The organism is Arenibacter palladensis (assembly GCF_900129275.1).
Classification (GTDB): domain Bacteria; phylum Bacteroidota; class Bacteroidia; order Flavobacteriales; family Flavobacteriaceae; genus Arenibacter; species Arenibacter palladensis.
The window spans coordinates 75,603-102,536 of record NZ_FQUX01000009.1 but is presented as its reverse complement, the minus strand read 5'-3'; the positions used below and the strand labels follow the sequence as shown (position 1 = coordinate 102,536).

Sequence of the window (26,934 nt, the reverse complement as noted above, 5' to 3'; positions counted from 1 at the left end):
TTATTGGTTGTAGATCTAATGGCCTACCGAGGGTATTTGGTTTCGGAGACAGCTAATATTTGGCAATTATTGAAGAAATCCGACGACTTGGGGGATTCTGGCCCTAACTTTTAGGTAATCTGAAAAATTTCATATATTTTTTGTTTTTAATTGCTCAGCAATGTAGCACTAAAACCAATTCATGAAGAACATAGAAACAGGGACCTATAGGGTTGATAGCGAAATTAAATTGTCCGATCTAAATACGAGGGAAGATTTGGAATCTTCCGATAAAAAATTAAGGAAAGCACTGGAAAGCGTTAGGATAGAGCTGGGAGAGTTTCAGGATACTTTGTACGCCCATGCCAAATACAGCGTCTTAATTTGCTTACAGGGTACAGATACTGCCGGGAAGGACAGCTTGATCAGGGAAGTGTTTAAGGATTTTAATGCTAGGGGAGTGGTGGTCCACAGTTTTAAGGTGCCAACAGAACTGGAATTAAAGCACGATTATATTTGGCGGCATTACATAGCCTTGCCTGCTAAGGGAAAATTTGGGGTTTTTAACCGTACGCATTATGAGAATGTTTTGGTGACCAGGGTGCATCCGGAATACATAATGAACGAACATATTCCTGGGATTTCCAGTGTAGATGACATAGACCAAAGTTTTTGGGACAAACGCTTTGAACAGATAAATAATTTTGAACGCCATATTGCGGAAAATGGGACTATCATATTTAAATTCTTTCTTCATTTGTCCAAAGAAGAGCAGCGACAAAGATTATTGCGCAGGTTGGAACTAAAGAAAAAAAATTGGAAGTTTTCCCCTGGCGATTTAAAGGAAAGACTTATTTGGGATCAATACCAAAAATGCTATGAAGATGCACTTAACAATACTTCGAAGCCACATGCTCCTTGGTTCGTTATTCCCGCAGACAACAAAAAGGCTGCCCGGTTAATAGTGGCCACTATTTTGCATGAAGAGTTAAAAAAATACAAAGATATAAGGGAACCGGAACTGGATGATAAAATAAAGGCTAATTTAGAAGAATATAAAAAACAATTGGAAAACGAATGAGGTATTTATTGTTGATATTATTACTAATTACTACACAAGTTGAAGCGCAGAATAATGATCAAAAACAAATTGATGAAATATATAAAACGGCCCTTACCAGTGGAAGCGGGTATGCTTGGTTAAATTATTTATCCAACCAGATTGGCGGAAGACTTTCTGGTTCTTTGCAAGCACAAAAGGCCGTAGATTACACAAAAAAAGTTTTGGATTCCATGGGGTTGGACCGCGTTTGGCTTCAGCCTGTTAAAGTCCCAAAGTGGGTGAGGGGCACACCGGAATTTGCTTATATAGAGAGCGATCCAGGATTGACCAACAATGTTCCTATATGTGCTCTGGGAGGATCTGTAGCAACGCCTCTTGGCGGTGTAAAGGCAGGAGTGGTGGAAGTGCAGGGTATTGAAGGCTTAAAGGTATTGGGAAAAGAAAAAATTCAAGGGAAGATCGTGTTCTTTAATAAAGCCATGGACCCGACCAATATAAATACCTTTCTCTCATATAGAGGTTGCTCCGACCAAAGGTACTCAGGTGCGGCCGAAGCAGTCAAATACGGAGCGGTAGGGGTTATAGTAAGGTCGTTGAACCTTCGATTGGACGATTTTCCCCATACAGGTGCTATGAGTTATGGGGACACCCCCATAGCAAGCAGGATTCCCGCTGCAGCCATAAGTACAAATGGAGCCGAACTGCTTAGTGCTACCTTGAAACTGAACCCGGATATAAATTTTTTCTTTAGGCAAAATTGTAAAATATTGCCAGATGTGGAATCCTACAATGTAATTGGGGAAATAAAAGGGAGTACCTATCCAAATGAAATTTTGGTGGTGGGCGGACATTTGGATTCTTGGGATTTGGGTGATGGTTCGCACGATGATGGTGCCGGATGTGTACAAAGCATGGAAGTGCTGAGGTTGCTTAAAGCCACAGGGTATAGGCCAAAGCGCACCATACGGGTGGTGCTCTTTATGAATGAGGAAAATGGACTTCGAGGAGGAACCACCTATGCGGAGCAAGCAGCCATAAACAATGAGAAACATATTTTTGCCCTCGAGAGTGATTCCGGAGGGTTTACACCTCGTGGTTTTTCTTTTGATTGCAACCAGGCCAATTTTAAACAGGTAGAGAGTTGGAAAGATTTGTTTGAGCCTTATTTGGTACACCTGTTTGTGAAAGGCGGGAGTGGAGCGGATATTGGACCGCTAAAAAATGATAATATTGTTTTAGCAGGTTTAAGACCGGACAGTCAGCGGTATTTTGATCACCACCACTCAGCAAACGACACCTTTGCCCATGTAAATAAAAGGGAATTGGAACTTGGAGCTGCTTCAATGGCCAGTTTAATCTACCTTTTTGATCAATATGGTATTAAATAGTTACTTACGGTAACTTTAGGAACAACACTTGGCGGAAGGAATTGTATGGATTATAATGTGCGAAAGGAGGTAAATTAATGTTTTCTATTCTCCAGCGCTTTTTATAAACAGAAAACTTATCCTTACCTTTGCGGACTAATTAAAAAACAGCGATATGCAAGACGGAATTTACGCAAAATTCAATACTTCGAAAGGAGAAATACTGGTAAAGCTTACCCATGATAAAACCCCTGGGACTGTGGGTAACTTTGTAGCCTTGGCTGAAGGTAATTTAGAAAATAGTATCAAAGCTCAAGGTAAGCCTTACTATGATGGATTAAAATTCCATAGGGTTATTCCCGATTTCATGATTCAAGGTGGCTGTCCGCTGGGAACTGGTACGGGTGATGGAGGTTATAAATTTGATGATGAATTTCATCCAGACCTTACCCATGACGGACCAGGTGTACTTTCTATGGCCAATGCGGGTCCAGGTACAAATGGAACCCAATTTTTTATTACCCATGTGGCTACTCCTTGGTTGGATAACAAGCATACTGTTTTTGGTCACGTAGTAGAAGGTCAGGATGTTGTGGATGCTATTAAACAAGGTGATAAAATAGAAAGTTTAACCATAGAAAGAATTGGCGCGGAAGCCGATAAATGGAACGCGGTGGAGGCCTTTAGGACTTTTGAGGGTTCAAGGGAAAAAAGACTTGCAGAGGAAAAGAAAAAAATAGCTGCTGAATTGGACAAGGTGGCCGCAGGATTTAACGAAACAGAAAGCGGACTTAGATATAAAATTGTGCAAGAGGGAAAGGGGCCCAAATCTGTTAGTGGAAAAAATGTTTCGGTCCATTATGAAGGATCCTTGTTGAACGGCCAAGTTTTTGATTCCTCCTATAAGAGAAAGGAACCCATTAGTTTTCAATTGGGTGTAGGCCAAGTTATTCCAGGATGGGACGAGGGTATTGGCTTATTGAAGGTTGGTGACAAAGCTAGATTTGTAATTCCTTCCAATTTGGCCTATGGAAGTGCCGGTGCTGGAGGGGTTATACCGCCAAATGCCACCCTTATATTTGATGTTGAATTAATGGGGATAGGATAAACCCCAATTTTTATAAAAAAAAGACCCTAAGTAATTAGGGTCTTTTTTTTTTACTAAAGTTTCGTAAAATTGAGAGTCGACAAAAATATTCAACCCCATTCTATTAAATATGGAGTTAAACCATAATTGGCAATTTCTTAATAGCTTTTTACCTTTTGGTCCTATTTAGGCTTAATACTAAAAGGGCTATGTTTATTACCAACAAGGACAGTAGAATAGTGAAAAAAGTGGTCATGCTAAAGATATTTATAATGGTGTTTATTCAGTGTTTTTAAGGAAGATGATAAATGTGGGAAAAGGTTGCGTAAGAATTATAAATATTACTTTTTGAAATGAGAATTCTAGCAAATTGGGAATTGAAAAGAATTAGTTGGAAACCTTTGTAGGTAGGTTAATATTGGTACCAAAGTGCAATAAAAAACCCATCCGATAGGATGGGCTCTATTTTCTAAAAAAAATTGTACCGTAATTATTAAATCACTTTTACATTTACTGCGTTCAATCCTTTTTTACCTTGTTGTAATTCAAATTCTACAACATCACCTTCGCGAATTTCGTCGATTAAACCAGAAATGTGTACAAAGTGATCTTCGCTTGAGCCTTCTTCAGTGATAAATCCGAATCCTTTGGAGTCATTGAAGAATTTTACTGTTCCTTTATTCATTATAAAAAATTAAAAAAATTAAATTAGCCGACAAGATAAGGTTTTATAATTTAACTGCATGATTTTTTGATAGTTATATTTTTTGTAGAGAACCCTTTAGAACTTATGTAAATGAAAATAACGGGCTAATCAACTGTGTGTTAAAGGTGTTGATTCCATAATAGTTTTCCTATTTCCAATTATTTTTTGGTCATCCTGATCTCTTATATGGCACAGGAAATAAGTATTTCTTGATGTACCTGCCAAGTATTTTCGGTGAGGTGGGAAGATTATATTGTGTTAAAACAAAAAAAGTCTTCCCGGTTTGGGAAGACTCCATTATTTGATAATGCTTAAAGTTGTATTACTTGAAAATTAGAGGTTCGGCTGTGGCGTCATCCTTAAATACGGCTTAATTTCTTCCACGCCTTTGGTGAATATTTTTTTGGCATCGTCTGTATTGATAGACGGACTTACGACTACTCTATCTCCATTTTCCCAGTTTGCAGGAGTGGCTACTTTGTGGTAGGCGGTTAACTGGAGGGAGTCTATTACCCTAAGCAATTCGTGAAAATTACGTCCTGTAGAAGCAGGATAAGTGATTATAAGTTTTACCGTTTTGTCCGGGGCTATGATGTAAACGGAACGCACGGTTAAACTGTCGTTCGCATTTGGATGGATCATATCGTACAGGGTAGAAACCTTTTTGTCATCGTCAGCGATAATGGGAAAATTAACTGTGGTATGTTGTGTCTCATTAATATCTTTGATCCATTCACCATGAGATGCAACCCCATCAACACTTAGTGCCAGCATTTTTACGTTTCGTTTATCGAACTCACCTTTAAATTTTGCAGCAGTTCCCAACTCGGTCGTACATACCGGGGTAAAATCTGCTGGATGTGAAAATAAAATTCCCCATCCATCACCCAAATAATCATATAAATTGATCATTCCCATCGAACTATCTGCTGTAAAATCAGGGGCTACGTCGCCCAATCGTATTGTTGCCATATTTTAGTGTTTTAATTAAAAATTTATTATCCTATAAAATTAGTAGATTATATTGGAACCAACTTTTTTTAAAGGTTAAAAATGTATTAAAATTTAACAAAAAAAACTGGTCTTTAGAAATTATTTGATAGGAAATCATTTTTTTGCTTTTATTTTATAATCTTCTTAAATACAGTGATTAACGGGTTTTATCTAATCAGATTTCTTGTGTGTTTTTTTTGTGATGTACTCCTTTTTGTGAATAGAAGGCATCCCTTGTACTACCATTATTCCAACTCAAATAATAGACGGGACCAATATTAAAATAGAACCGTATTATTTATTGGGTTTACTATTATTATTCACTTTACTTCTTTAATTTTATGTTATGGAAGAAAACACCTTAGAAGAATTGAAATATCCCATAGGCCATTTTGTGTTTCCGGAGATGGTAAGTGATGTAACGCTGTCCGATTGGATCTCCGAATTGGAGGCATTGCCTACCCGATTGGAGGACTTGGTAGTTAACCTAGGCGATCAGCAATTGAATACACCGTATCGGCCAGGTGGTTGGACGATTAGGCAGGTGGTGCATCATATTGCAGATAGCCATCATAATAGTTATATCAGATTCAAATGGGCTTTGACTGAGGATAAACCTATTATCAAAGCTTATGATGAGAAGGAATGGAGCAAGCTATTTGATGCCAATAATGCCCCAATAGTACTTTCCTTGAACTATCTTAAGGCGCTGCATGCAAAGTTGGTATATCTCTTGAAAGGTTTGTCCAAGGAAGATTTACAAAGGGTATACATCCATCCCGATGGTAATGTAGCTGTAAGCCTTTTGGAAAATATAGGAAAATACGCTTGGCACGGCAATCATCATTTGGCACACATAGAAGGTATACTTGATCGTAAGGGATGGAATTGCCCATAGTTCTTTGCTACAGAATTCCTTAGAACAGCAATAGACTTTCCTAATAGATTAAAGCAAAAATGTAGTTCAATACTATTATTTTTTCCACTTAATATTACACCCCATACTCGGTTTTTGTTTCGCACTTATTTCGCTTCCGCTAAGAAGGGCATCCATGGCTGTTCTTAGGTCTTCCCCTGTAACGGGTATGCCATTTCCGGGGCGGGAGTCATCAAACTGCCCTCTATATATCAACTTTAAATCGGCATCGAATAAATAAAAATCAGGAGTGCATGCAGCATCATAGGCCTTGGCCACCACTTGGCTCTCATCGTACAAATAAGGAAAGGTGTACTTCTGTTCTTTACTGATGAGTTTCATTAAATGGGGAGCATCCTGAGGATAGTTTTCTGCGTCGTTGCTTGAAATTGCTATAAATGAAATATCTTTAGTTTGATATTCCGAGGCGGTTTTGACGATTTCGGCATTCAAATGCTTAACAAAAGGGCAGTGATTGCAGATGAACATTATTACGGTGCCCCTGGAACCTTTTAAGTCTTGAAGGCTTTTTTGTTGGTCCGAAGTGGTATCGAGTAGTTTAAAGTTGGGTGCTAATGTGCCCAAAGGAAGCATGTTACTGGGTGTATTGGCCATGACTTTAATTTTTTTTATAGGTCTTATACAAAGTTAAAGGAAATGCTAGATACTTAAACAGTTCCGGCATTTGTTATTTTGTGATGAACTGAAAAATGTTAAATGCTGATTAAAGACGAAAGAGGCTATAAGCATTCAAAATTAAATGCGGTTAAATGCAGGACTGTATTGAGTACAGGAGAAAAAATAGAAATTGGAGTAGCTTTATGGGGTTGATGATAAATGTGATTGACTAAGGAGAATATGAAGGAACAAGCGTCCCGGATTACAAAAGGGTATGCAAAGGAGTTGCAACTTTTGGCCCATGTTGAATGGACACAAGATGTAATTGTTACCTATAAAATAATTGATAAACTTTGAATTGTTAGATGAACGAAACTATTACCTGGCCCGATTTTACCAAAATAGATATGAGAGTGGGCACTATTATTGAAATTAAAGATTTTCCAGAGGCTAGGAAACCTGCCTATCAAATTCATGTAGATTTTGGTAAGAACATAGGCATTAGGAAAACATCGGCGCAAATCACGCAAAGGTATGCCAAAGAAGAACTTTTGGGGAAGCAGATAATTGCCGTGGTTAATTTTCCTAAAAAACAAATTGCAAATTTTATGAGCGAATGTCTTATATTAGGGGCTGTTGACGGTTCCGATGTAATATTGTTGCAGCCGCAAGCTGAAGTTGACAATGGACTTAAAATTTCGTAATTTTTGGTAACTATCCCCCTGGATAAGATTCATATAGATTTTAATGAACAATCACTCTGGGTGCTTAATGTGGCATTGGCCCTGGTGATGTTTGGGATTGCATTGGATATATCCGTGGATGACTTTAAACGCTTAGCAAGAAAACCTAGGCCACTTTTTGTGGGTGTTTTGAGCCAGTTTGTGTTGTTGCCGGCCGTAACCTTTGTATTGGTTTTGTTAGTGGAACCCCTGCCGAGTATTGCGTTGGGAATGTTCATGGTAGCCGCATGTCCCGGGGGCAATATTTCAAATTTTATCACTCATTTGGCCAAGGGGAATACGGCCTTGTCCGTAAGCTTAACGGCCATGGCCACCTTATTGGCCGTCTTTATGACCCCATTGAACCTACAATTGTGGGGTTCCCTTTATGGGCCAACCGCATCAATCCTTCAAGAAGTAGCCATTGCGCCTTTTTCTATGGTGAAATTGGTGGCATTGCTTTTGGCATTGCCATTGTTTTTAGGGATGTGGATAAACCATATCAGACCAAAATTTGCTTCTAAAATAGCCAAGGTTCTTAAAGTACTTTCCTTGGTGTTCTTTGTAACCCTCATTTTTATTGCATTGTATGACAATAGGGATATTTTTATGGAATATGTGCTCTACGTATTCTGGATAGTAGTTTTACACAACCTCCTGGCTTTTGTTACGGGCTATTCGGTGGCGAATTTTTTTTGGCTTTCGCATATGGATAAAAGAACAATTGGCATAGAAACCGGAATTCAGAATTCAGGCCTGGGATTATTGCTCATATTTACTTTTTTTGACGGAATGGGCGGCATGGCACTTTTGGCTGCTTTTTGGGGTATATGGCACTTGATATCTGGTTTGGCCATAGCTACTTTTTGGGGTTATTTTCCAATTGATAAAGAAGAATTTGTTTGAAAAGACTGGGCTATCTTGTTATTTGGGTTTGGATACGTACGGCCTTGACTTTTTATTTTTCAAAAATAAAGATCGAAGGCTTGCACAATGTACCTTCGGGAAAACCGATAATGTTTTTGGCAAATCATCAAAACGCTTTGCTTGATGCCTTATTGATAGCAACCCACTGTAGTCGTAAACCCTATTTCTTAACTAGGTCCGATGTATTTAAGACGACCCTGCTAAAGGCCTTTTTCGAATTTTTACAGATGATTCCCGTGTACAGGATTAGGGATGGAAAGAATTCATTGGCGGGCAACAATGCCATTTTTGAACGCTGCTCCAAGTTGCTGCAAGGAAGAGAGGCCATTCTTCTATTTCCAGAAGGGAACCATTCATTAAAACGTCGGGTCCGGCCATTGAGCAAGGGGTTTACCCGTATTTTATTTCTGGCTTTGGAAAACAACCCGTCATTGGATATTGGAATTGTGCCCATTGGAGTGAATTATGCCAATGCTGAAAAGTTTCCCGATAATGCTGCACTGTATTATGGCAAAGAGATAAGGGTCCAGGATTTTTTCAATAAAGAGGATTTGTCGGGATCTGTAGGCCGAATGAAGGAGGAAGTGTATCATCAATTAAAAAAGCTCACCACCCACATAGAAGAGGAATCAAGTTACGGGGATATAGTATGTAAATTGGATAGCGCCAATGTGGATTATTTGGATCCTATGGAGGTTAATCTAATTTTGGAAAAAGAGGCTTTCCCTGACCATGAGTCAATTGGAAAATTAGAAACTGGGCCAAAGAATTACATTTTAAAGGCGGTATTTTTTATTTTGAATTTTCCAATGATCATTATTTGGTCAAAACTGATTAAACCAAAGGTAAGTGAACCGGAATTTTTGAGTACTACGCGTTTTATGTACGGCTTAATATTTTATCCTTTCTTTTATCTTTTATTGTTTGCCGGCATGCTTACTTTCCTGAATTGGCCATATGCTTTAATTGTGTGCCTTGCCCATTTAACACTAAACATTGTCCTCGTTAAATTGGGTGGAAAGGCTAAAACTGGGTTAAAATAAAAACGGCCCCAATTTACAGGGACCGTTATGTTTTTATAAAAAATAGGATGATTAAATATCGTCAAAGCTTACATCTGTAAAACTATCTGTAGAACTGATAGATCCATTTTCCTCTGAATCTTCCTTTTTAAAATCTTTTTGGTGACGTTCGGAAATAACTTCAACTCCTTTTTCATCGATAATGTAATCCATCATCTCATCCAAATTCTCCTTAAAGGCGGTAAAATCTTCCTTGTATAAATAAATCTTGTGCTTTTTATAATGAAAAGAACCATCGTCATGGGTAAACTTTTTGCTTTCGGTAACAGTTAAGTAATAATCTCCTGCCTTTGTGCTTCTAACATCGAAAAAATAAGTTCTTCTTCCTGCTCTTAAAACTTTTGAATAAATTTCTTCTTGGTCCATTAAATCTTTATCGCTCATTTCGTCTAGTGTATAGTTAATTTTTCATAGGTATATATCTGTCAAAAGTGGAAAAAAAAACCTAATATAACAACATTTTTCTATTTTTCTTTCTCAGAAAGTTGGTGCATATAAAGCTCCTTGTAGTATCCTTCTACAGAATTTAATTCTTCATGTGTACCTTCCTGCATTAATTTTCCATTTTCCAAAACTATAATTTTGTCAGCGTTTTTAGCTGATGAAACTCTATGGCTTACTATGAGGGTGGTCTTGTTTTTGGATTCTTTTTTCAGTTGGTTCAAAATTTCTTCTTCCGTTTCAGTGTCAACAGCGGAAAGGCAATCATCGAAGAGATAAATTTGTGGGTCTTTAAGAAGTGCGCGTGCAATTGAAACACGTTGTTTTTGGCCACCGCTTAAAGTGATGCCCCTTTCTCCCAAAACCGTCTCGTACTGTTTGTTAAAGCCCATGATATTCTCATGTACTACCGCTTTCTTGGCAACGGCAATAATTTCCTCATCTGTTGAATTTTCTTTTCCAAACTTAATATTGTTCTTTATGGTATCCGAAAAAAGGAAAGCATCTTGGGGTACCGCCCCTATGGATTGTCGCAGGCTTTGCAGATTTAATTCCTTAATTGGAACGTCATCTATCAGGATTTCTCCAGAGTCAATATCGTACAAACGGGCAATTAGATCCAATATGGTCGATTTCCCAGAACCGGTTTTTCCCAATATGGCAACGGTCTCGCCTTTGTTTATGGTAAAAGATATGTTGTTTAGAGCGGTAATATTGGTGTCCTCGTAGGTGAAGGTTACATTCTTGAACTCAATTTTTCCTTTAATAGGGGTTTCCTCCTTAACCGTGCTTACAATGTTGGGTTCTTCCTGTAAAAATTGATTAATCCGCTTTTGTGAGGCTTCCGCCCGTTGCACTATAGAGGTAACCCAACCCACGACGGCTACCGGCCAGGTGAGCATGTTTACATATAGGATAAACTCGGCTATGATTCCAATCGATGCTATTTCCCCATCTATATATTGTTTGCCACCAATGTAGATGACAAAAATATTACTGATCCCGATCAATAGGATCATCAGTGGGAAGAACCAGGCATTGACCTTGGCCAGATCCATACTTTTGTTTTTTCCGTCCAGTGCCAAATTTTTCAACTCGGCATTTACCTTGGGTTCCAAGGCATACGCCTTAATGACCGAAATTCCCGAAAAGGATTCCTGGGTAAAAGTGGAAAGGGTTGACAAAAATTCCTGTACAATTGTACTGCGTTTATGAATTACTTTGCTGATCTGATAGATCAATACAGAAAGTATAGGTAAGGGCAACAATGCATACAAAGCCAGAACGGGTGCCTTTATAAACATCAGGGGAACCAGGCAAACAAAAAGAGTTAGCGTTTGTATTCCGTACATAATGGCTGGCCCACCATACAATCTTACCTGATTTACATCTTCGCTTATCCTGTTCATTAAATCGCCAGTCCTATTTTTTTTGTAAAAATTAAGACTCAACAGTTGATAATGGTCAAATACTTCATTCTTTAAATCGTACTCAATGTACCGGGAAACATTAATAATGGTCTGCCTCATCAGGAAGGTAAAAAAACCGGACAGCAATGCTGCTCCTACAATGATCAGTATGTATTCCAACAACATTTCCTTGGCTTCGGCCTTAAGGATATTATTACCTATAAAGCCTTCAACAACTTCAATGGATTTTTTTACATATGATGGCATGACCAATTGAAAAATTCGGGCTATCATGGTAATTATGATACCAACAAGCAGCTTAAATCGGTACTTCCTAAAATATTTATTTAGATGCTGAAGTTCTTTCATTGGTTATGAAACAGGAATTGCAGGAATTTGGATTACAATTCGGCAAAGATAGTTTTTTGGATCCAAACCAAATGTTATAAAACACATAAGATAATACCCAAAAAGGTAGTTAGGATTAAAAAATATAATCCTATTTTTGTACCCGAAAGTTTTATTTATCTTACTAAAGTTCTTTAAAAATGCTTACAAGAAGGCACATTAGGGTTAAAGTTATGCAATGTATTTATGCATTGACGCAATCGAAGGATGATTCCCTTGAAAAACAAGAGAAATTTTTGAAAGTAAGCATAGAGAACATGTACACACTATACCTGTTGATGCTGAGCCTTTTTATAGAGTTGCATGAAAGGGCGGAGAATCAGATAAGCCTTTCTTCCAAAAAATATCTCAAAAACAACACGGATTCTTATCCCAACAAGGAAAAATTCCTAAGGAATAAACTTTTGTTACAAATTGCCGAGAACAAGACGCTAAAGGATGAATTGTCCAAAAGAAAATTGAACAACTGGTATTTGAACGAAGAGTATATCAGGATAATCTACAATGAGGTTATGGAAAGTGATATATATGCCAAATATATGTCCAATCCCGAAAGCACTTATGAAGAGGACAAAAAGCTTATCTTAGATTTGTTCCGTGACATAATTGCACCCAACGAAAAGATTTACGATTATTTTGAAGATGACAAATTAACATGGGTAGACGACATCCCCATTGTAAATACCTTTCTCTTAAAGCAGTTTAAAAAAGTGAAGGAAAGTACTGTTCCGTCTTATTTTTTACCGCCCCTATTTAAGGATGAGGACGATATGGTATATGCCAATAGGCTTTTAACGAAAACATTGTTGAACAATTCCAAATTGGAACAGGAAATAGAGGGGAAAACCCCCAATTGGGACAAGGATCGAATTGCGGATATTGATGCCATTCTTTTAAAAATGGCTATATGCGAACTACTCAATTTTCCATCGATACCGGAACGGGTTACCATAAACGAGTTTTTAGAGATTGCCAAGGAATACTCCACTCCCAAGAGTAGCATATTCATTAACGGAATTTTGGATAAGCTGGTAAGGGAGTATAAGGAAGATGGGAAACTAAAAAAAGTTGGTAGGGGTTTGTTATAAACAAATATTCCTTAATTTTGCGCAAATAAAAATTAATAGGGATGGAAAGAGCCATATTAATTCTTGAAATTTACCAAGATGATTAATGGCAATTTACATTTTACCTTTTAATAAATAATTAAATTTAAACAGATGAAAAGAATATTCTTAACCTTAAGTATTATTTCTGTTCTTGTCCTTTCTTCCTGTAAGGAAAAGGCCTCCAGTAAAATTGAAGCTTCCAATGTAGAAGTTGCTGCCGAAAGGGATGCAGCTGCAAAAAGTCTTCCTGTTATGGAGTTCGATAAAGTTGAGCACGATTTTGGATCAATAGATCAAAATGCCCCACAGGAAACAATTTTTACATTTACCAATACTGGTGATGCTCCTTTGATCATTACCGATGCAAAAAGTAGCTGTGGTTGTACTATCCCGGAATATCCAAAAAATACTCCAATAGCGCCAGGTGAAAAAGGTGAGTTGTTGGTGAAGTTTAACGGTTCTGGACAAAATCAGGTAACAAAGACTATAACTGTTACCGCCAATACTAGTAAAGGAACTGAAACACTTAGAATAAAGGCATTTGTAACTCCAAAAGGAGCAGGTCCTGTAGGTCCTGTTAAATAAGTAGATAAAATTATGTTAGAACAATATCCATATCTTCCGCTGATATTAATGTTTGTAGTGGTGTATTTTTTTATGATCGCACCACAAAGAAAACGTCAAAAACAAGAGAAGAAATTTGCCGAAGAATTGAAAAAGGGAGATAAAGTTGTTACCAAGAGTGGTATGCACGGAAAAGTTGTCGATTTAAATGACAGTGATTTTTCCTGTGTTATAGAAACCATGGCCGGGAAAATAAAATTTGATCGTACTGCCATATCTATGGAGATGAGCAAAAAAGTAAACGCACCCGAAAAGAAGTAATTTTTTTTCCCGAATAGTTTAAAAAGCACCAACCAAAAGTTGGTGCTTTTTTGTTGTAAAATTTTGTACATTAAGGACTTATTAAATCCATAATTTCATGATTTACAACAGAAGAAAATTCATTAAGCAGAGCGGTCTTATGGCAATGGGGACCGGAGCGTCATTTTTATTTCCGATGGAGCTATTGGCTTCAATGCGGGCGAATATAAGTCCAAACGACAAAATTGGTGTAGGCTTGATAGGGTGCAATGGTATGGGTTTTAGTGATTTGAGTTCCATGCTTAAAATGAGTGAAATACAGGTGGTGGCCCTTTGTGATGTGGACGATAGTGTTTTAAAAAAGAGAACGGCCGATTTGGAAAAGGCGGGAATAAAAAAGCCAAAGTTATATAAAGACTATAGGGAATTATTGGAGGATAAGGATGTTGACGTAGTAATTATTGGGACTCCCGACCATTGGCATTGTCTACAGCTTTCCGATGCCGTTAAAGCTGGTAAGGATGTATATTGTGAAAAACCCTTGGCCAATTCCATAGAGGAATGCAACCTTATGCTAAATTCCGTTCAGGCAAGTGATAGAATGGTACAAATAGGGCAATGGCAAAGAAGTCAGCCCCATTTTGTGGATGCTATAGATTTTGTCCATTCCGGAAAATTAGGTGAAATTCGTTTGGCAAAAGCGTGGGCCTATCAAGGTTGGATGGGGTCTATTCCTGTTTTGCCCGATACTGCAGCTCCTGCTGGAGTGGATTACGGTATGTGGTTGGGTCCCGCTCCACTAAAACCGTTTAATACCAATAGGTTTCATTTCAATTTTAGATGGTACTGGGATTATGCCGGAGGTTTAATGACAGATTGGGGAGTGCACTTAATGGATTATGCCCTATATGGAATGAAGGCGAACACTCCTAAATCGGTGATGGCCCTGGGCGGTAAGTTTGCCTATCCCGATGATGCTTCGGAAACACCGGATACCTTGCAGACCGTTTATGAGTACGATGGTTTTTCAATTTTGTGGGAGCATGCTACAGGGATAGATAACGGTAATTACGGCCGTAATCACGGTATTTCTTTTATAGGAAATAATGGAACGCTTGTTTTGGATCGCAACGGTTGGGAGGTGATATCGGAAAAAGATAAGATGCAAAGTATACCATTACAAAAAAACCAGGGTAACGGACTGGATAAACATACTGTGAATTTCATTGAAGCGGTGAAATCCAGGGATGACTCTAAATTAAAAGCTCCCTTAAAAGTGGGGTATGACGCGGCTTTGGTGTGTCATATGGGAAATATAGCCTTTAAAACTGGCAATAGGGTATATTGGGACAATACTTCCGGACAATTTTCGGATGCTGCTTCAAATGCATTGATAAACGCCCATTACCACAACGGCTGGGAGTTGCCAAGGGGGTAAATGGTGTTAGGTAAGAAATAGGATGAACTTAAGCGAGATTATTTCAAATAAAAATCATTAAATAGATTGGTCATCAATATCTTTTGGATTTGCTTTGTGAATAATAATTAATGTTTTGATTTAAATATCAAATAAACACAAGAAGAAACTGGGGTGAAATTCATGTTAAAAGTTAAAAATTTTGCTGGTAATGAGAACCTTACAAAATTCCGGCCTGCCCTAAAGTTTTTGCTGCTTCTCATTCTTCCTTTACTTTTTATGTCCTTGAAATTACAAAATCCAACCCCTAGAAAAGAAAGGGCATTTGTAGTCTACACTAAAGATTCCGTACAACTTGAAGTGGATTTACTTTTTAATGCCAACGACCTGCCCGCAAAATATTACAGTTTCGTGGTTACACCAGTTTGTGAGGAAGGTGTATGCTATAATTTGGTTGCCGAGGTATATTGGGACCTTTTAGGTAATTTCTTGGATTACACCGAAGTGCCTTTGGATCCTTTAACAAAATTTGACCATATCAAGTTCACGAGGGAGGATCATGATAAAATGAAGGAAATTTTAAGGGATAAAACCTCCTTACTGGCCAATTACAAGGCCGAGGATTTGGTAGATCACAGTATTGAAATTAAATCGGAGGTTATAGATGGTGTTGCAGGTGCCACCTACAAATCCCTTAGTGGGGCTGTGGTGCGTGGAGCTGTATACAGTTCCCATACCTTGTGGCACATAGTAAATGGAGAACTGGCAGATAAGATTGTGGCCCATACCGAAGCTTTGATGAGCGAAGAGGTACTTGTTTCTATGTTGGATTCCGATAATTACAGTCTGCAATTCTATGCTTTGAACAAGATTGACACGGGGAATGAAAAGTATACCCCAAAACTTATTAGGTTAATTACTGAAGGCGATTCATATGTGCCATTTTTTGCAATTGAAAAAATACCGGATTGGGCCTGGTCATCTGCCAAATATCAATCCGAAATAATTAGCTTGTTAAAAGAGGTTGAATTTCGAATGCAAAATGAAATACTCAATAGGTTTAACAATAAGGTGTTAGACGTGAATGCTACAACTTTTTTGGCCTGTGCCATGGGATCACTAAATAAGTCCCAATTTAAGAAGGCATTTAAAATCCTATATGATAATAGGGGTCAATTAACACCTAAATCCATTGAAGAAATAGTAGTGCAAAAGAATTCCGGGAATAATGAATTTTCAAAAGAGGCTGAACAATTTCTAACTTCCATAGCAAAGGAGGGACGGCTTGTTTCCCCATAAAATAGAAAGAGAATAAAAAAACAATGTCGAATTATAATAAGTAAAGGAATGACAAAAAGAAGAGGATTTATGAAAACCATTGGATTGGGGTCCAGTGCTTTTTTAATGGGCCCTATAAGCGTTTTTGGAAAGGATGCCGTGGATGGGGTGCAATTATTGGGGCAGACTTCCGCTGATCATAATAAAGTCCAAGCCTTTGTAGATACTGAGGTCTATAAGAAAAAATTTTATGAAACCGATATCCTTATTGCTGGGGCCGGAATGGCGGGAATATGTGCAGCTTTGGCCGCGGCACGAAATGGCAGCAAGGTAATACTTATCCAAGATAGATCTCGGTTGGGGGGCAACGCAAGTAGTGAAATAAGAATGCATATTTCTGGAGCCAGCCAGTTAAACCAAATATGGAGGGAGACCGGCATTTTGGAAGAACTGGTTTTGACCGAAGCCGTTCAAAATCCACAACGCTCCTATGAAATGTGGGATTTTATTTTGTACGACAAGTTGATCTCTGAAGAGAATATAACCCTATTACTGGATACAGCACTATATGACGCTGAGGTAGTAGATGGAAAGATTAATCAGATAATGGCGCTTTGCTCGCCCACAGAGGAAATTTCTGTAATCAAGGCCAAATTCTTTGCCGATTGTACAGGCGATGCGACCTTAGCCGCACAGGCGGGTGCGCATTATATGCGTGGAAGGGAAGCAAAATCAAAATGGGGAGAATCCCTTGCCGTAGATGTTGAAGATCAAAAAACAATGGGGAACAGTTTATTGTTTACGGCAAAAAAATATGATAAAAACATGCCGTATACCCCTCCTAAGTGGGCTAGAAAATATACGACCAAGGATTTTTTGCACCGAAATATTTCAACTTATGAATACGGTTATTGGTGGTTGGAATTGGGAGGTGAAATAGATATTGTACGTGATGGACAACAAAATAGAAAGGATCTTTTAGCAGTGCTATTTGGAGTTTGGGATTATATTAAGAATTCCGGAAATCATCCGGATTCGGAAAATTGGGCGTTGGATTCCATTGGGATGATTCCAGGAAAAAGGGAAAGTAGACGTGTTGAAGGTGATTACATAATGAAACAGGAAGACGTACAAGCAGCTACCTTGTTTGAAGATAGGGTGGCTTATGGAGGTTGGCCATTGGACGATCACCCTCCTGGAGGAATGGATACCACTGGTGAAGTCCCCTATGTTTCTATACCATTAAAAGGTCCATATTCCATTCCTTTCAGATCATTATACAGTAAAAACATCCCAAATCTGTTGATGGCCGGTAGAAATATAAGTGTTTCCCATGTGGCACTTTCCTCCACTAGGGTAATGGCAACCTGCAGTACTCTTGGCCAGGCCATTGGTACTGCAATGGACTATTGCAATAAAAAAGGGATACTTCCAACCGAGTTAGGGAATAATAGTGAACATATAAAAATACTACAACAAATATTACTGAAGCAGGACCAAGCACTTCTTGGGGTGAAGAACGAAGATGGGGCCGATCTTGCCAAATCAGCCAAGATAACTACCTCCTCTGAAACCGAGGATGGACAGGCGACAAACATTATAGACGGATACAACAGGGAAGTTGGGGATGGCAATACCCATAAATGGTGTGCCAATATGGAGAATGGGGAGCAATGGATCATGTTAAGTTGGAAAAAACCAATCAAAATAAACAAAATCCAGTTAACGTTCGATACGGGCTTAGACCGTTTTTTGCGACTTTCGGCCCAGGACTGGGTCAATGATAACCAAATTAGAGGCCAACAACCGGAAACGGTTGCCGATTATACTGTAGAGGTCAAAGGCAAAAATATTGATAAAGTACTCCTTAGCAATGAAAATAATTATTTAAGACTTGTTAACCATAGTTTTGATCCTGTTGAAATAAAGCAATTGAAAATTAGGGTGACAAAGACCAATGGGGATCCACTTGCTAAAATATTTGAGGTACGCTGTTATCACGAATAAAGTGCTTGTTTGAAATGCGGGGTTCGCGTTTCAAAGTGCTGTTTTGACGCACTAGAAGAGGTTATTGGTTAGGAACAAAAATGAATTTGTAATTATAACATTATTGAAATGATATCATTCTTATTATCAATTGGAGCTTTAATACTTGGGTATTTTACTTACGGGAAATTGATGGAAAGGATATTTGGGGTGGATAAGGATAGGGAAACACCAGCAGTAAGGCTTAGGGACGATGTTGATTTTATGACATTGCCCACTTGGAAGGTCTTTTTGATCCAATTTTTGAATATAGCAGGCTTGGGACCCATCTTTGGTGCTATTGCAGGGGCTATGTTCGGGCCCGCCGCTTTTTTGTGGATCGTATTGGGAAGCATCTTTGCAGGTGCGGTGCACGACTACTTTTCTGGAATGCTGTCCATTAGGCACGATGGATTGAGTATTAGTGAAGTGGTCGGGATATACCTTGGACCTACTGCAAAACAGTTTATGCGACTTTTTTCAGTGGTACTGTTAATTTTTGTGGGGACCGTTTTTTTGGTAGGTCCGGCGAAAATAATTGATGGGATGACCGGGAACATCTGGAACGTATGGATTTGGGTGGCCATTATTTTGGTTTATTACGTGCTCTCCACATTACTACCCATAGATAAATTAATAAGTAAACTTTACCCCATTTTTGGAGTAGCCATGTTGCTAATGGCCATAGGCTTGGTAATTGCACTTTTTTTTGGGGACTACAATATTCCTGAACTGGTTCCAGCGAATTTAAGAAATATGACCAACGATCCAGAGGCAACCCCCTTGTTTCCAATACTGTTCATAACTATTGCCTGTGGTGCCATTTCAGGATTCCATGCCACCCAATCCCCACTAATGGCGCGCTGTATGAAAAATGAAACTCTAGGGAGAAAGATATTTTACGGTACTATGGTCACAGAGGGTATCGTAGCCTTGATATGGGCTGCGGCAGCTATGACGTTTTTTGGCAATGTAGAAGGTTTAAACGGCGCCATGATTGCCAATAACAACAATGCCGCTTGGGCCGCCAATGAGATCTCTCTTAACATGCTCGGCCAAATTGGGGGAGTATTGGCATTATTGGGTATTGTTGCTGCGCCAATTACATCGGGCGATACAGCATTTAGGTCTGCACGCTTAATACTGTCCGATATATTTAAGTCTAACCAAAAAAAAATAGTCAACAGGCTGCTTATTAGTCTACCGCTATTCGTAATCGCCTTTGTACTTACCCAAATAGATTTTGGTATTATATGGCGATATTTTGCCTGGAGCAACCAAACCTTGGCTATGATCGTGCTTTGGACTATAACTGCCTATCTAATCTATGAAAACAAGGCATATTGGGTTACCCTTTTGCCCGCAATTTTTATGACAATGGTGTGCAGTACCTATATTTTAATTGCCCCGGAAGGTTTTCAATTGCCAAACGATATTTCTTATATAGGTGGTACGCTAATAACGCTGACCATTACAATCGCATTTTGGGTATATACCGCCCAAAAGAAAAAGGTCTTTGTAGGGGTTTGAGGAATAAAATAGAAACCTTCTCCTTAAAAGATGGTCTAAGTATTATTTTTATAAATAACTCAACCACCATTTATCCTTATTATTAATCTTATAGATCATATACTTCTTACACAAGGGGTATAGTGCAAGTACTACCCCGATCCAAACCATATAGGTAATCCACAGGGGGTATCCATAGGTGACCAATGTTTCGTTCATAAATACATCGGCGGTCAAAATCATATCTTTCCAGTTTCCACCAAAAATTATAATTCCAATAATTGCTGCAGTATGGATTATAAATACGTGTAGGAAATAATAGAAGAAGGGCACTCTTCCAAAAATTAAAAAGAAATCCGTGATCGAATTTTTTACATTTTCAATGACATAAAGGAACAGTAAGGCAGGACCAATAGTAATAAGAACAAATGCCAAGGAAGGAGGATACTTGGTAACGTTAAAAAAGGAAATAATGGTTTTGGTACTGCTATCCCGAACGGTCCATGGCACCAAATCCCCATAGACATTCAAACCCCTGATTACAAAGAATAGGGCCAAGGCTCCCAAGCCCATACGTAACAACCATGTTCTTCTTAATTTCTCATCAAAGTCCTTTAAATATAGCTGTCCCAAGCAATAACCCAGTGCCATTAGTCCTATCCAAGGAATAACAGGATAATGGAATAATATCATTTTATCGGGACCGAGGACCATGGTATGGTTCTGATGCAACAGGTACCACACAATGGCTTCAGGACTATTTCCTTGCATCACCAATCCGTCCAATAGATTGTGCCCAGCAATTATTATAAGCCCCAATACAAGAATCCATTTATAGGGTAGATATATCAGAAATGATAAACAGATCATACTAAAGCCAATGGCCCAAATTACCTGTAGTATGGGAAAACTATAGCTTAGGTCAAAGGTCCATATTAGGTTGTTGACCACCACCTCCATAAAAATTAACCAAATGCCCCTAGTGAGCAGGAATTTGGAGAGCTGGGATTTTGTTTTGTTTCTTCCGTAGAGGAAAGCAGAAGTCCCGGCAAGAAAAACAAATACCGGGGCGCAATAATGGGTAATGAAACGTGTAAAAAACAATATGGGCGTTGTGGTTTCCACATCGGTAGGGTCAATAAAAAAGGAGCCGTAGTTAAAATAATCCCTAACGTGGTCCAAGGCCATAATTACCATAACCAAGCCCCTTAAAATGTCAATGGACTCTATTCGGTCGGTTTTTGGTTTCATGTGTTCAGGGTCAAATCAAAAATAACTTCCTTAAATATAGTTGTTTAAAGGATTTAACTGTAAAATTTTATTAAGCATTTACCTAAGTAGTATAAGGCAAGTCTGGGCCATCTCATTTCGAATTTCAGACAAATTATTTTGAGATCTATTTTATGGCTATCGCCGCACTTGTTGGTCCTTTCAACGGCATTATTGAAGTTGATTTAAATCCGGCTTCCTTAGTCATTTTGTCAAAATCTGAAAAGGAGAAATCATAGCCTGCTTCTGTCTCAATGAGCATGTTCAAGGACATTAAAAGTCCAAAGGCATTCTTGTTTCTATCGTTATCTATGATATTTTCAATTACAACAAAAGCTCCTCCCTCTGGCAGGGCATTATATGCTTTTTTGATAAGTTTCTTTTTATCATTGGTGCCCCAGTCATGTAAAATGTTGCCCATGGTAATTACGTCCGATTTTGGAAAATCATCCGTAAAGAAATCCCCTGAGGTAATTTTTACCTTATCCTTTAAACCCATATTCTGCATGTTTTCCTTTGCAATTGGTTCTACTTGGGGCAGATCCATGGATGTACATTGAATATGTTGATTGTTCATGGCAATGTGGGCCGCTAAATATCCTCCTGCCCCGCCAATATCGCAAAGTGTTTTGTATTTTGAAAAATTAAATGCTTTGGCAAATTCTATAAAATTTCCCATTTGTACCCCTGCCATGGCCCGTACAAATTCCCGAAGTTTTTTTGGATCGGCATAAACCGCTTCAAAAATTGGTTTACCTCCATTTTTGGTTTCATTTTGTGGCAACCCTGTTTTTAGGCCATCCTCCAGATTATTCCAAAAAGGATACAAACGGTTGTTGCACATTTCCAATATTCCACCTATATAGCTAGGCTTGTTCTTGTCCAGAAAGAAATCTGCATCTTCCGCATTACTGTAAAGTGCACTTTCCTTTATTCCTTTTCTTTTTAAAAAGCCCATGGCAACCAAGGCGTCCAGAAAATCATAAAGACTGCGCGAATGTAAACCTAGTACGGATTGAATATCCTTTCCGGATAATTCCCGCTTGGCCAATACGGTAAAAAGTTCCATATTCACTGCCGTGAGTAAGGTTTTGGTTCCGAAAAACCCGGTACCTACCTGCATAATTTTTGAGGGATCTACTGTAATCTGTGCTGCTGCTTCCATGTTACAAAATATTTAGATTAAAATGTCACTGGTACTTTTTAAAAGATTATAATCGTTTTTAAAAATATCGAGTATTCTTTGAGGTACATCCATCTTTGACCTTGGGACCCCACATTTTTTTATTATCATCCTTATATCCTGGGCCTTTTTGCCTCTCCAGAAGGCAGCCTTGGTATAACCAATGGCACAGATTTGTCCGTTCTGTTCAAAGACCTGGCTATGATATACCCATTTGTCATCCCATCCTTCCAGTATAAGGGTGATTGTGAAAGTTGACCATATTCTTAAAGGTTTTTTGTAGATGATCTTTTGCGACCCTAAAACGGCATACATTCCCTTTTTTACCGTATTCTCAAATAGTTTAGATCGGAACATTTTTTCAAATCGGATAAAGTCCATATAATAAGCGTATTTGGCATTGGACATATACCTGAAAGTGTCGCAATCTAAAATGCCTACCCTTCGTTTTCTTATTTGATTTGATGTAAGATCAACTTCCTTCCAAAATAATTTGGAACCTATAAAAATGTATAACAAGTGCAACCAATAATAGATCATAGTTATTATGTTGGTTTTGCCTTGCATTTCGGATAATAGTAGTCACTTTCAGGTCCTTGGAAAATTTTTCCATTATACATTTCTGAAATTGGCCACTTTAGAATTTAAAGAAAGGCTTACAGGGGGAAAGTTTTGATTTTTCTTTAAAGCGAAAGCTGTATTGAAATAGTAATAGGTTCCAATACGGTATGTTTGTCTTTAATAGCCTTGTTCTTGGGGTCGTTAATAATTGCTCCAAGCTTTTCCATGTCCGCATCCTCAAAAACCAAAACCACGGAATTAGGGTCATTTGTGTCCTGAAATGTTCTAAAACTGGATACTACAGGAGAAAAAAGTTTTACACGATCTTCATGACCCTTAAGCCAAGTATCAATGTTTGCTACCTTGTGTCTGGTTACAATTGTTTGTTTCATTTTAATTGTTTTTATACCTTTTTTTGGTGGATTTTCATTACCTCATTTTTTCTAAAATATTCAATATTATTTCAGGATGCTAACCATTTGATTTTCAGAATATAATGCAGCCTAAAGGTGCGGTTGGTTTGATCATGGTTTTATGGAATTACCTTAATGTTATTCCGCTTTATGCACCTCCATTTCAATTTCTATCATAAACTCTGGTAGTGCCAGTTCCTTGACGCCTATCCAAGAACCTGTAGGGAATTGATTTTTATATATCTCATTTCTATAGGCGGCAATTTCTAGAAACATGGGCATGTTAGTGGTGAATACATTTTCTACCACCACATCATCGAAGGTACATCCATAGTGTGCCAAGACCTTTTCCAAATCGGAGTAACAGTTTTTCATTTGCTGTTCAATATCGCCTATTGCGGTCGGGTTGCCTTCATCGTCCATACTGACTGCTCCAGAAATCTTTATTTCGTTTCCAATTTTTACGGCATGTGAGTAGCCATATGCCTTCTCGACTTCAGGACGCAGTAGAAAGTATTCGGGAATTTCCTTTTCAACAATAATCGCAGGTTGATCCATAGTTTTCACTGGAGTTTTTTCCTTGCAGTTGAAACTTATTGCTATTAGGGAAAGTAGTAGAATTTTTATGGATAATTTTCCTTTTGTGTTCATTGTGATATTAACCTTGGTGGTTTTCTTATTTTGGCATGGGCCTGGAATATCCCAATTGTTCATAAACTACTAGATTGTCATAAAAGGCGTCTTCCCGAACGGCCTTTCCTTCGATGTCGAACTCCCAAACACTAAAACCATGGGTTTCAATTTTTTTGTTGGTAGGTGGATTTCCCAGGAATTCCCCTTTGTTGGTGCCGGTACAGGTCCAGTTGAGATAGGCCTTGTTGCCATCAATTACCGTTTTGTCCAAGATTACCTTAAAATCGGGAAAGGCCCCATGGTAGATATCCATAAAGTCTCCGTAATCGGATTGCTTTTTGGCAATGGTGACCCCATTGGCCATTCTTGTGACATTTTTGACCAAATTAGCATACATTAAGTCCTTGTCGTTTGCATTCCAAGCCTTGGTTACATTATCTATAGTGGTCTGGATAGCTTTTTCATCTGCAGACATACTGTTTTTCATTTCCATTTCCTGTATGGCAAGCATTATCGCGGAGGGGTCCCACATACCAACTTCCCTGACAATTTTATCATCTTGGAAACGATAGGTGAGGTGTATGGGAATGTTCACTACCTGACCATTTCCGGCAAGGGTACCTTGCCAATCCAACCAACAATTTACCCATGTTTCCCCATCATCGGTAAGGACCATTTCATATTCTTGGTCTTTGTCCAGAAAACTTCTTTGGGAGTAGGCCATATCCCTTTCTTTGTGGTAGGCTATTACCTCCTCTGGCGACAAAGGGTTTTCCTTGGAGTTGTAATAGGTTTTTGAAGTATCGGCATAGATACTGGTATCGTAGGTCTTCTTATTGTAATTTCCAATTAATTGCTTAACGGTATTTATTTGCGGGGATTCCTGGGTATAACGTTCCGGCTTTTTTTCCTCACAGGCGGCTATAAAAGCTATGGCAAGCCCAATAATTATATATTTTTTCATGACGCTTTAGTTTTTTTATTTGTACCTGACGGGATTATAACTCCCGTCAGGTTTTGAACCAATACTATTTTTTGGTCAATTCCGGATTTTCTTGATATATCTCGTCAGAATGGGTAATCACGTATTTATTCCAGGACTTAAAAAAGGCATTGCGATCTTCTTCCTTGGGCCAGGCTTTATTGATTAATTCATTCTGCATATCTGAAGCGGCATCTATGTCGTTCCAAGAGGCATGTTCACTAATGATGACCAAATCCCGTAAATCTGCACCGGATATATGATGTAGCACCCGTTCACTAATGACCTTGTCGTTCTTAAAGGATATTTTCTCGGAAAATTCTTTTAAAAGTCCATTGAGTTCGGCTCGGGTACCATTTTCGGGCACACTAAGTTTCCAAGTGGTAACTGTAAAATAGTTTCCCTCCTGTGCTAATACTGAGGTAGGAATAAATAGGGCGAGGATCATTAGGGCTCCGATAATTGATTTTGTAGTTTTCATACGGTTGAATTTAATGGTTATTAATCTCATTTTATATTTTAAAAACAGGTAGGAGGGTTGTAGATATGGTTTGGTTTATTTTCTTTACGAAATTGCTAATTCAAATTGAAAATCTGCAAACTACTTGATACCCTAGGGTTTACTTTGAAACCTTTAACCTACCTGTTTATCTATTTAATTTGATGGGGTATAGGCTAAATCGGGATGCATCTGTCCGCTCTCCGTTTCGTATTTTTGGACATAGCTGAACACTTCATCAAAAAGCTTTTTCCCTTCTTCCCCCAATAAGGCTTCATTTTCTTTGGATTTTTTGGCATAGTCTTCAGCGTCTACAGCAGAAATTACAGCGAGATAGTAATCCCCCATATTACCAAACCCATTGTGGTATATGCGATAGTACTCCTTGGATCCTTTTGCAGTATAAAGGGCTTTTAATTCCTTCAGTTTTCCTTTAAGATTTTGAATGTTGCTAGGGGTAACATGTAAGAAATGCCATTTTCTATAGTTCTGACCCTCGGTGGTTGTGCTTATTCCTTCGGGCATATAAGTGAGCTCCTTATTCAGATAAATTACGTAATCCCCATGTTTGTCATAACATTCATTATATCGCTTAAAAAGAGTTCTAAACGCTTCTTCTCCCATTTTTTCTGCCAAGGGAGCCATTACGTTCTTGTCCAACTCTGCCATATTTTCTATAGGTGAAATGTTGAAGTACCTGCCCGTGTTGGTAGAGCCAACTTGCCAGCTCATATCCTTAAGATTGTGTTTTATACAAGCTTCCTTGAAATCTTTGGAAACCAAATTATAGTCGTTTATTTTCGAAGGTTTAACCTGGTCTTCGTGAACGTAGTACGCTTGGTTTTTTTCGCCCTGTGCCGAGCTTGCAAATGGCAATAAGGCCATTGCAATTGCAATAAAAAAGATTTTTTTTAGTGTTCTCATGACAATTGTTGTTTAATGGTTTAATATTTAATTTTTAAATGAGTTGATATATGCAACTATTTCAGATTAGGGGTTTCCAGGGAGTACCCCAATTGCTGCAAAAGTTCCAGTTCATTGTAAAAAATATCCTCTCGGTATATTCTGCCCTCCGCATTAAAATAAAGATGTGAAAATCCCTTTATTTTTACTTTCTTACCTGTGGCCATTACCTCGGCAAATTCGCCAGTATTGGTCCCTGTAAATATCCAGTCAACATAGCCTTGGTTATCACAAACAAGGCTATTGCCCAAGGTTATGGCATAGTCTGGGAATCCGGTACCATAGAGATTAATTCTTGCCTTTAATTCTGTTTTATTGGTAACCACAGGTATTCCGTTCATGTTTCGTAAATAATCTTCGGTTACCAGACTGTCTATTTCTTTTTCTCCTTTTGGGTTTAGATAAGCGATTATAGTTGTCTCAAGGTTGTTTTTTGTCGCCGCTATATTGATATTGGACTGTTCCATTGTTTCATTGACCTCCTGAACTTTGTTGTTTTTGCATGACATAC

General features: G+C 38.4%; 28 protein-coding genes. 14 read left to right on the top strand and 14 right to left on the bottom strand.

Going from position 1 to position 26,934, the window contains the following annotated elements; translation table 11 throughout:
* The first annotated feature begins 181 nt into the window (after positions 1-181).
* From BUA60_RS19240 to BUA60_RS19230, 3 genes are all read left to right on the top strand, one after another.
* Positions 182-1,060 carry a PPK2 family polyphosphate kinase gene (locus tag BUA60_RS19240; protein WP_072864599.1) on the top strand — a complete coding sequence of 293 codons (879 nt, stop codon included), beginning with the start codon at positions 182-184 and terminating at the stop codon, positions 1,058-1,060.
* The gene (locus BUA60_RS19235) at positions 1,057-2,430 is read left to right on the top strand and encodes a M20/M25/M40 family metallo-hydrolase (RefSeq protein ID WP_072864597.1); all 1,374 of its coding nucleotides are present in this window, start codon (positions 1,057-1,059) and stop codon (positions 2,428-2,430) included. The genes BUA60_RS19240 and BUA60_RS19235 overlap by 4 nt, the downstream gene beginning before the upstream one ends.
* A 154-nt stretch (positions 2,431-2,584) precedes the next feature.
* The gene (locus BUA60_RS19230) at positions 2,585-3,517 is read left to right on the top strand and encodes a peptidylprolyl isomerase (protein ID WP_072864596.1); all 933 of its coding nucleotides are present in this window, start codon (positions 2,585-2,587) and stop codon (positions 3,515-3,517) included.
* 472 nt (positions 3,518-3,989) lie between these two features.
* On the opposite strand, the gene BUA60_RS19225 is transcribed toward BUA60_RS19230, so the two are convergent.
* Together BUA60_RS19225 and BUA60_RS19220 are read right to left on the bottom strand one after the other, a co-directional pair.
* Positions 3,990-4,181: a cold-shock protein gene (locus tag BUA60_RS19225; protein ID WP_026812084.1), complete on the bottom strand. Its 192-nt coding sequence runs from the start codon at positions 4,179-4,181 to the stop codon at positions 3,990-3,992.
* Between the two features lie 354 nt (positions 4,182-4,535).
* Entirely contained in the window at positions 4,536-5,174 is a 639-nt protein-coding gene (locus BUA60_RS19220) for a peroxiredoxin (protein WP_072864594.1), read from the bottom strand.
* Positions 5,175-5,541: 367 nt separating this feature from the next.
* Between BUA60_RS19220 and BUA60_RS19215 the strand changes: the two genes are divergently transcribed.
* Positions 5,542-6,093, top strand: a complete 552-nt coding sequence (locus tag BUA60_RS19215; protein WP_072864592.1) for a YfiT family bacillithiol transferase — start codon at positions 5,542-5,544, stop codon at positions 6,091-6,093.
* A gap of 75 nt (positions 6,094-6,168) precedes the next feature.
* On the opposite strand, the gene BUA60_RS19210 is transcribed toward BUA60_RS19215, so the two are convergent.
* Positions 6,169-6,726 carry a thioredoxin family protein gene (locus tag BUA60_RS19210; protein WP_072864589.1) on the bottom strand — a complete coding sequence of 186 codons (558 nt, stop codon included), beginning with the start codon at positions 6,724-6,726 and terminating at the stop codon, positions 6,169-6,171.
* A gap of 368 nt (positions 6,727-7,094) precedes the next feature.
* On the opposite strand from BUA60_RS19210, the gene BUA60_RS19205 reads away from it, so the two are divergent.
* From BUA60_RS19205 to BUA60_RS19195, 3 genes are read left to right on the top strand one after another with little or no spacing between them, the layout of a single operon-like run.
* The gene (locus BUA60_RS19205; RefSeq protein WP_072864587.1) at positions 7,095-7,433 is read left to right on the top strand and encodes a tRNA-binding protein; all 339 of its coding nucleotides are present in this window, start codon (positions 7,095-7,097) and stop codon (positions 7,431-7,433) included.
* 3 nt (positions 7,434-7,436) lie between these two features.
* A complete protein-coding gene (locus BUA60_RS19200; RefSeq protein ID WP_072864585.1) occupies positions 7,437-8,357 on the top strand; it encodes a bile acid:sodium symporter family protein in 921 nt (306 codons plus the stop codon).
* Positions 8,354-9,421, top strand: a complete 1,068-nt coding sequence (locus BUA60_RS19195; protein ID WP_178347036.1) for a lysophospholipid acyltransferase family protein — start codon at positions 8,354-8,356, stop codon at positions 9,419-9,421. The genes BUA60_RS19200 and BUA60_RS19195 overlap by 4 nt, the downstream gene beginning before the upstream one ends.
* Before the next feature lie 51 nt (positions 9,422-9,472).
* Here the strand turns inward: BUA60_RS19195 and BUA60_RS19190 are convergent, their stop codons facing one another.
* A complete protein-coding gene (locus BUA60_RS19190; RefSeq protein ID WP_072864583.1) occupies positions 9,473-9,844 on the bottom strand; it encodes a PUR family DNA/RNA-binding protein in 372 nt (123 codons plus the stop codon).
* An 80-nt stretch (positions 9,845-9,924) separates the two neighbouring features.
* Entirely contained in the window at positions 9,925-11,679 is a 1,755-nt protein-coding gene (locus BUA60_RS19185) for an ABC transporter ATP-binding protein (RefSeq protein WP_072864581.1), read from the bottom strand.
* A 179-nt stretch (positions 11,680-11,858) separates the two neighbouring features.
* On the opposite strand from BUA60_RS19185, the gene nusB reads away from it, so the two are divergent.
* The 7 genes from nusB (at position 11,859) to BUA60_RS19150 (ending at position 19,941) form a co-directional block, all read left to right on the top strand.
* On the top strand, positions 11,859-12,806 hold the full coding sequence (nusB, locus tag BUA60_RS19180) for a transcription antitermination factor NusB (protein WP_072864580.1): 948 nt from the start codon (positions 11,859-11,861) through the stop codon (positions 12,804-12,806).
* 132 nt (positions 12,807-12,938) lie between these two features.
* Positions 12,939-13,412: a DUF1573 domain-containing protein gene (locus BUA60_RS19175; protein ID WP_072864579.1), complete on the top strand. Its 474-nt coding sequence runs from the start codon at positions 12,939-12,941 to the stop codon at positions 13,410-13,412.
* A gap of 12 nt (positions 13,413-13,424) precedes the next feature.
* Complete coding sequence (yajC, locus tag BUA60_RS19170; RefSeq protein WP_072864578.1) at positions 13,425-13,712, top strand: preprotein translocase subunit YajC; 288 nt, start codon at positions 13,425-13,427, stop codon at positions 13,710-13,712.
* Positions 13,713-13,809: 97 nt separating this feature from the next.
* Entirely contained in the window at positions 13,810-15,129 is a 1,320-nt protein-coding gene (locus tag BUA60_RS19165) for a Gfo/Idh/MocA family protein (RefSeq protein WP_072864576.1), read from the top strand.
* 258 nt (positions 15,130-15,387) lie between these two features.
* Positions 15,388-16,407: a hypothetical protein gene (locus BUA60_RS19160; RefSeq protein ID WP_218587955.1), complete on the top strand. Its 1,020-nt coding sequence runs from the start codon at positions 15,388-15,390 to the stop codon at positions 16,405-16,407.
* 48 nt (positions 16,408-16,455) lie between these two features.
* Positions 16,456-18,393 carry an FAD-dependent oxidoreductase gene (locus tag BUA60_RS19155; RefSeq protein WP_072864572.1) on the top strand — a complete coding sequence of 646 codons (1,938 nt, stop codon included), beginning with the start codon at positions 16,456-16,458 and terminating at the stop codon, positions 18,391-18,393.
* Between the two features lie 108 nt (positions 18,394-18,501).
* Positions 18,502-19,941: a carbon starvation CstA family protein gene (locus BUA60_RS19150; protein WP_072864570.1), complete on the top strand. Its 1,440-nt coding sequence runs from the start codon at positions 18,502-18,504 to the stop codon at positions 19,939-19,941.
* 48 nt (positions 19,942-19,989) lie between these two features.
* Here the strand turns inward: BUA60_RS19150 and BUA60_RS19145 are convergent, their stop codons facing one another.
* The 9 genes from BUA60_RS19145 to BUA60_RS19105 all read right to left on the bottom strand — a co-directional run bounded on the left by BUA60_RS19145 (position 19,990) and on the right by BUA60_RS19105 (position 26,932).
* Complete coding sequence (locus tag BUA60_RS19145; RefSeq protein ID WP_072864568.1) at positions 19,990-21,171, bottom strand: acetyltransferase domain-containing protein; 1,182 nt, start codon at positions 21,169-21,171, stop codon at positions 19,990-19,992.
* A 145-nt stretch (positions 21,172-21,316) separates the two neighbouring features.
* Positions 21,317-22,354: a methyltransferase gene (locus BUA60_RS19140; protein WP_072864566.1), complete on the bottom strand. Its 1,038-nt coding sequence runs from the start codon at positions 22,352-22,354 to the stop codon at positions 21,317-21,319.
* A gap of 12 nt (positions 22,355-22,366) precedes the next feature.
* Complete coding sequence (locus BUA60_RS19135; protein WP_072864771.1) at positions 22,367-22,912, bottom strand: acyl-CoA thioesterase; 546 nt, start codon at positions 22,910-22,912, stop codon at positions 22,367-22,369.
* Between the two features lie 143 nt (positions 22,913-23,055).
* Positions 23,056-23,325, bottom strand: a complete 270-nt coding sequence (locus tag BUA60_RS19130; protein WP_072864564.1) for a hypothetical protein — start codon at positions 23,323-23,325, stop codon at positions 23,056-23,058.
* A 159-nt stretch (positions 23,326-23,484) separates the two neighbouring features.
* Positions 23,485-23,904, bottom strand: a complete 420-nt coding sequence (locus BUA60_RS19125) for a RidA family protein (protein ID WP_394333335.1) — start codon at positions 23,902-23,904, stop codon at positions 23,485-23,487.
* Positions 23,905-24,022: 118 nt separating this feature from the next.
* On the bottom strand, positions 24,023-24,943 hold the full coding sequence (locus BUA60_RS23090) for an ester cyclase (protein ID WP_072864562.1): 921 nt from the start codon (positions 24,941-24,943) through the stop codon (positions 24,023-24,025).
* A 64-nt stretch (positions 24,944-25,007) separates the two neighbouring features.
* Complete coding sequence (locus tag BUA60_RS19115; RefSeq protein WP_143153240.1) at positions 25,008-25,442, bottom strand: hypothetical protein; 435 nt, start codon at positions 25,440-25,442, stop codon at positions 25,008-25,010.
* Positions 25,443-25,616: 174 nt separating this feature from the next.
* Positions 25,617-26,384, bottom strand: a complete 768-nt coding sequence (locus tag BUA60_RS19110) for a hypothetical protein (protein WP_072864558.1) — start codon at positions 26,382-26,384, stop codon at positions 25,617-25,619.
* Between the two features lie 56 nt (positions 26,385-26,440).
* Positions 26,441-26,932, bottom strand: coding sequence for an ester cyclase (locus BUA60_RS19105; RefSeq protein WP_178347035.1), 492 nt, complete (start codon positions 26,930-26,932; stop codon positions 26,441-26,443).
* Positions 26,933-26,934 lie beyond the last annotated feature (2 nt).

Coding starts and splice junctions, on each gene's coding strand:
- BUA60_RS19210 (WP_072864589.1), bottom strand. CDS start 6,726: ATGGCCAATACACCCAGTAACATGCTTCCTTTGGGCACATTAGCACCC.
- BUA60_RS19125 (WP_394333335.1), bottom strand. CDS start 23,904: ATGGATCAACCTGCGATTATTGTTGAAAAGGAAATTCCCGAATACTTT.
- BUA60_RS19175 (WP_072864579.1), top strand. CDS start 12,939: ATGAAAAGAATATTCTTAACCTTAAGTATTATTTCTGTTCTTGTCCTT.
- BUA60_RS19240 (WP_072864599.1), top strand. CDS start 182: ATGAAGAACATAGAAACAGGGACCTATAGGGTTGATAGCGAAATTAAA.
- BUA60_RS19140 (WP_072864566.1), bottom strand. CDS start 22,354: ATGGAAGCAGCAGCACAGATTACAGTAGATCCCTCAAAAATTATGCAG.
- BUA60_RS19190 (WP_072864583.1), bottom strand. CDS start 9,844: ATGAGCGATAAAGATTTAATGGACCAAGAAGAAATTTATTCAAAAGTT.
- BUA60_RS19135 (WP_072864771.1), bottom strand. CDS start 22,912: ATGATCTATTATTGGTTGCACTTGTTATACATTTTTATAGGTTCCAAA.
- BUA60_RS19225 (WP_026812084.1), bottom strand. CDS start 4,181: ATGAATAAAGGAACAGTAAAATTCTTCAATGACTCCAAAGGATTCGGA.
- BUA60_RS19215 (WP_072864592.1), top strand. CDS start 5,542: ATGGAAGAAAACACCTTAGAAGAATTGAAATATCCCATAGGCCATTTT.
- BUA60_RS19160 (WP_218587955.1), top strand. CDS start 15,388: ATGTCCTTGAAATTACAAAATCCAACCCCTAGAAAAGAAAGGGCATTT.
- BUA60_RS19220 (WP_072864594.1), bottom strand. CDS start 5,174: ATGGCAACAATACGATTGGGCGACGTAGCCCCTGATTTTACAGCAGAT.
- BUA60_RS19205 (WP_072864587.1), top strand. CDS start 7,095: ATGAACGAAACTATTACCTGGCCCGATTTTACCAAAATAGATATGAGA.
- BUA60_RS19235 (WP_072864597.1), top strand. CDS start 1,057: ATGAGGTATTTATTGTTGATATTATTACTAATTACTACACAAGTTGAA.
- BUA60_RS23090 (WP_072864562.1), bottom strand. CDS start 24,943: ATGAAAAAATATATAATTATTGGGCTTGCCATAGCTTTTATAGCCGCC.
- BUA60_RS19150 (WP_072864570.1), top strand. CDS start 18,502: ATGATATCATTCTTATTATCAATTGGAGCTTTAATACTTGGGTATTTT.
- BUA60_RS19145 (WP_072864568.1), bottom strand. CDS start 21,171: ATGAAACCAAAAACCGACCGAATAGAGTCCATTGACATTTTAAGGGGC.
- BUA60_RS19165 (WP_072864576.1), top strand. CDS start 13,810: ATGATTTACAACAGAAGAAAATTCATTAAGCAGAGCGGTCTTATGGCA.
- BUA60_RS19155 (WP_072864572.1), top strand. CDS start 16,456: ATGACAAAAAGAAGAGGATTTATGAAAACCATTGGATTGGGGTCCAGT.
- yajC (WP_072864578.1), top strand. CDS start 13,425: ATGTTAGAACAATATCCATATCTTCCGCTGATATTAATGTTTGTAGTG.
- BUA60_RS19185 (WP_072864581.1), bottom strand. CDS start 11,679: ATGAAAGAACTTCAGCATCTAAATAAATATTTTAGGAAGTACCGATTT.
- BUA60_RS19115 (WP_143153240.1), bottom strand. CDS start 25,442: ATGAAAACTACAAAATCAATTATCGGAGCCCTAATGATCCTCGCCCTA.
- BUA60_RS19110 (WP_072864558.1), bottom strand. CDS start 26,384: ATGAGAACACTAAAAAAAATCTTTTTTATTGCAATTGCAATGGCCTTA.
- BUA60_RS19230 (WP_072864596.1), top strand. CDS start 2,585: ATGCAAGACGGAATTTACGCAAAATTCAATACTTCGAAAGGAGAAATA.
- nusB (WP_072864580.1), top strand. CDS start 11,859: ATGCTTACAAGAAGGCACATTAGGGTTAAAGTTATGCAATGTATTTAT.
- BUA60_RS19130 (WP_072864564.1), bottom strand. CDS start 23,325: ATGAAACAAACAATTGTAACCAGACACAAGGTAGCAAACATTGATACT.
- BUA60_RS19105 (WP_178347035.1), bottom strand. CDS start 26,932: ATGTCATGCAAAAACAACAAAGTTCAGGAGGTCAATGAAACAATGGAA.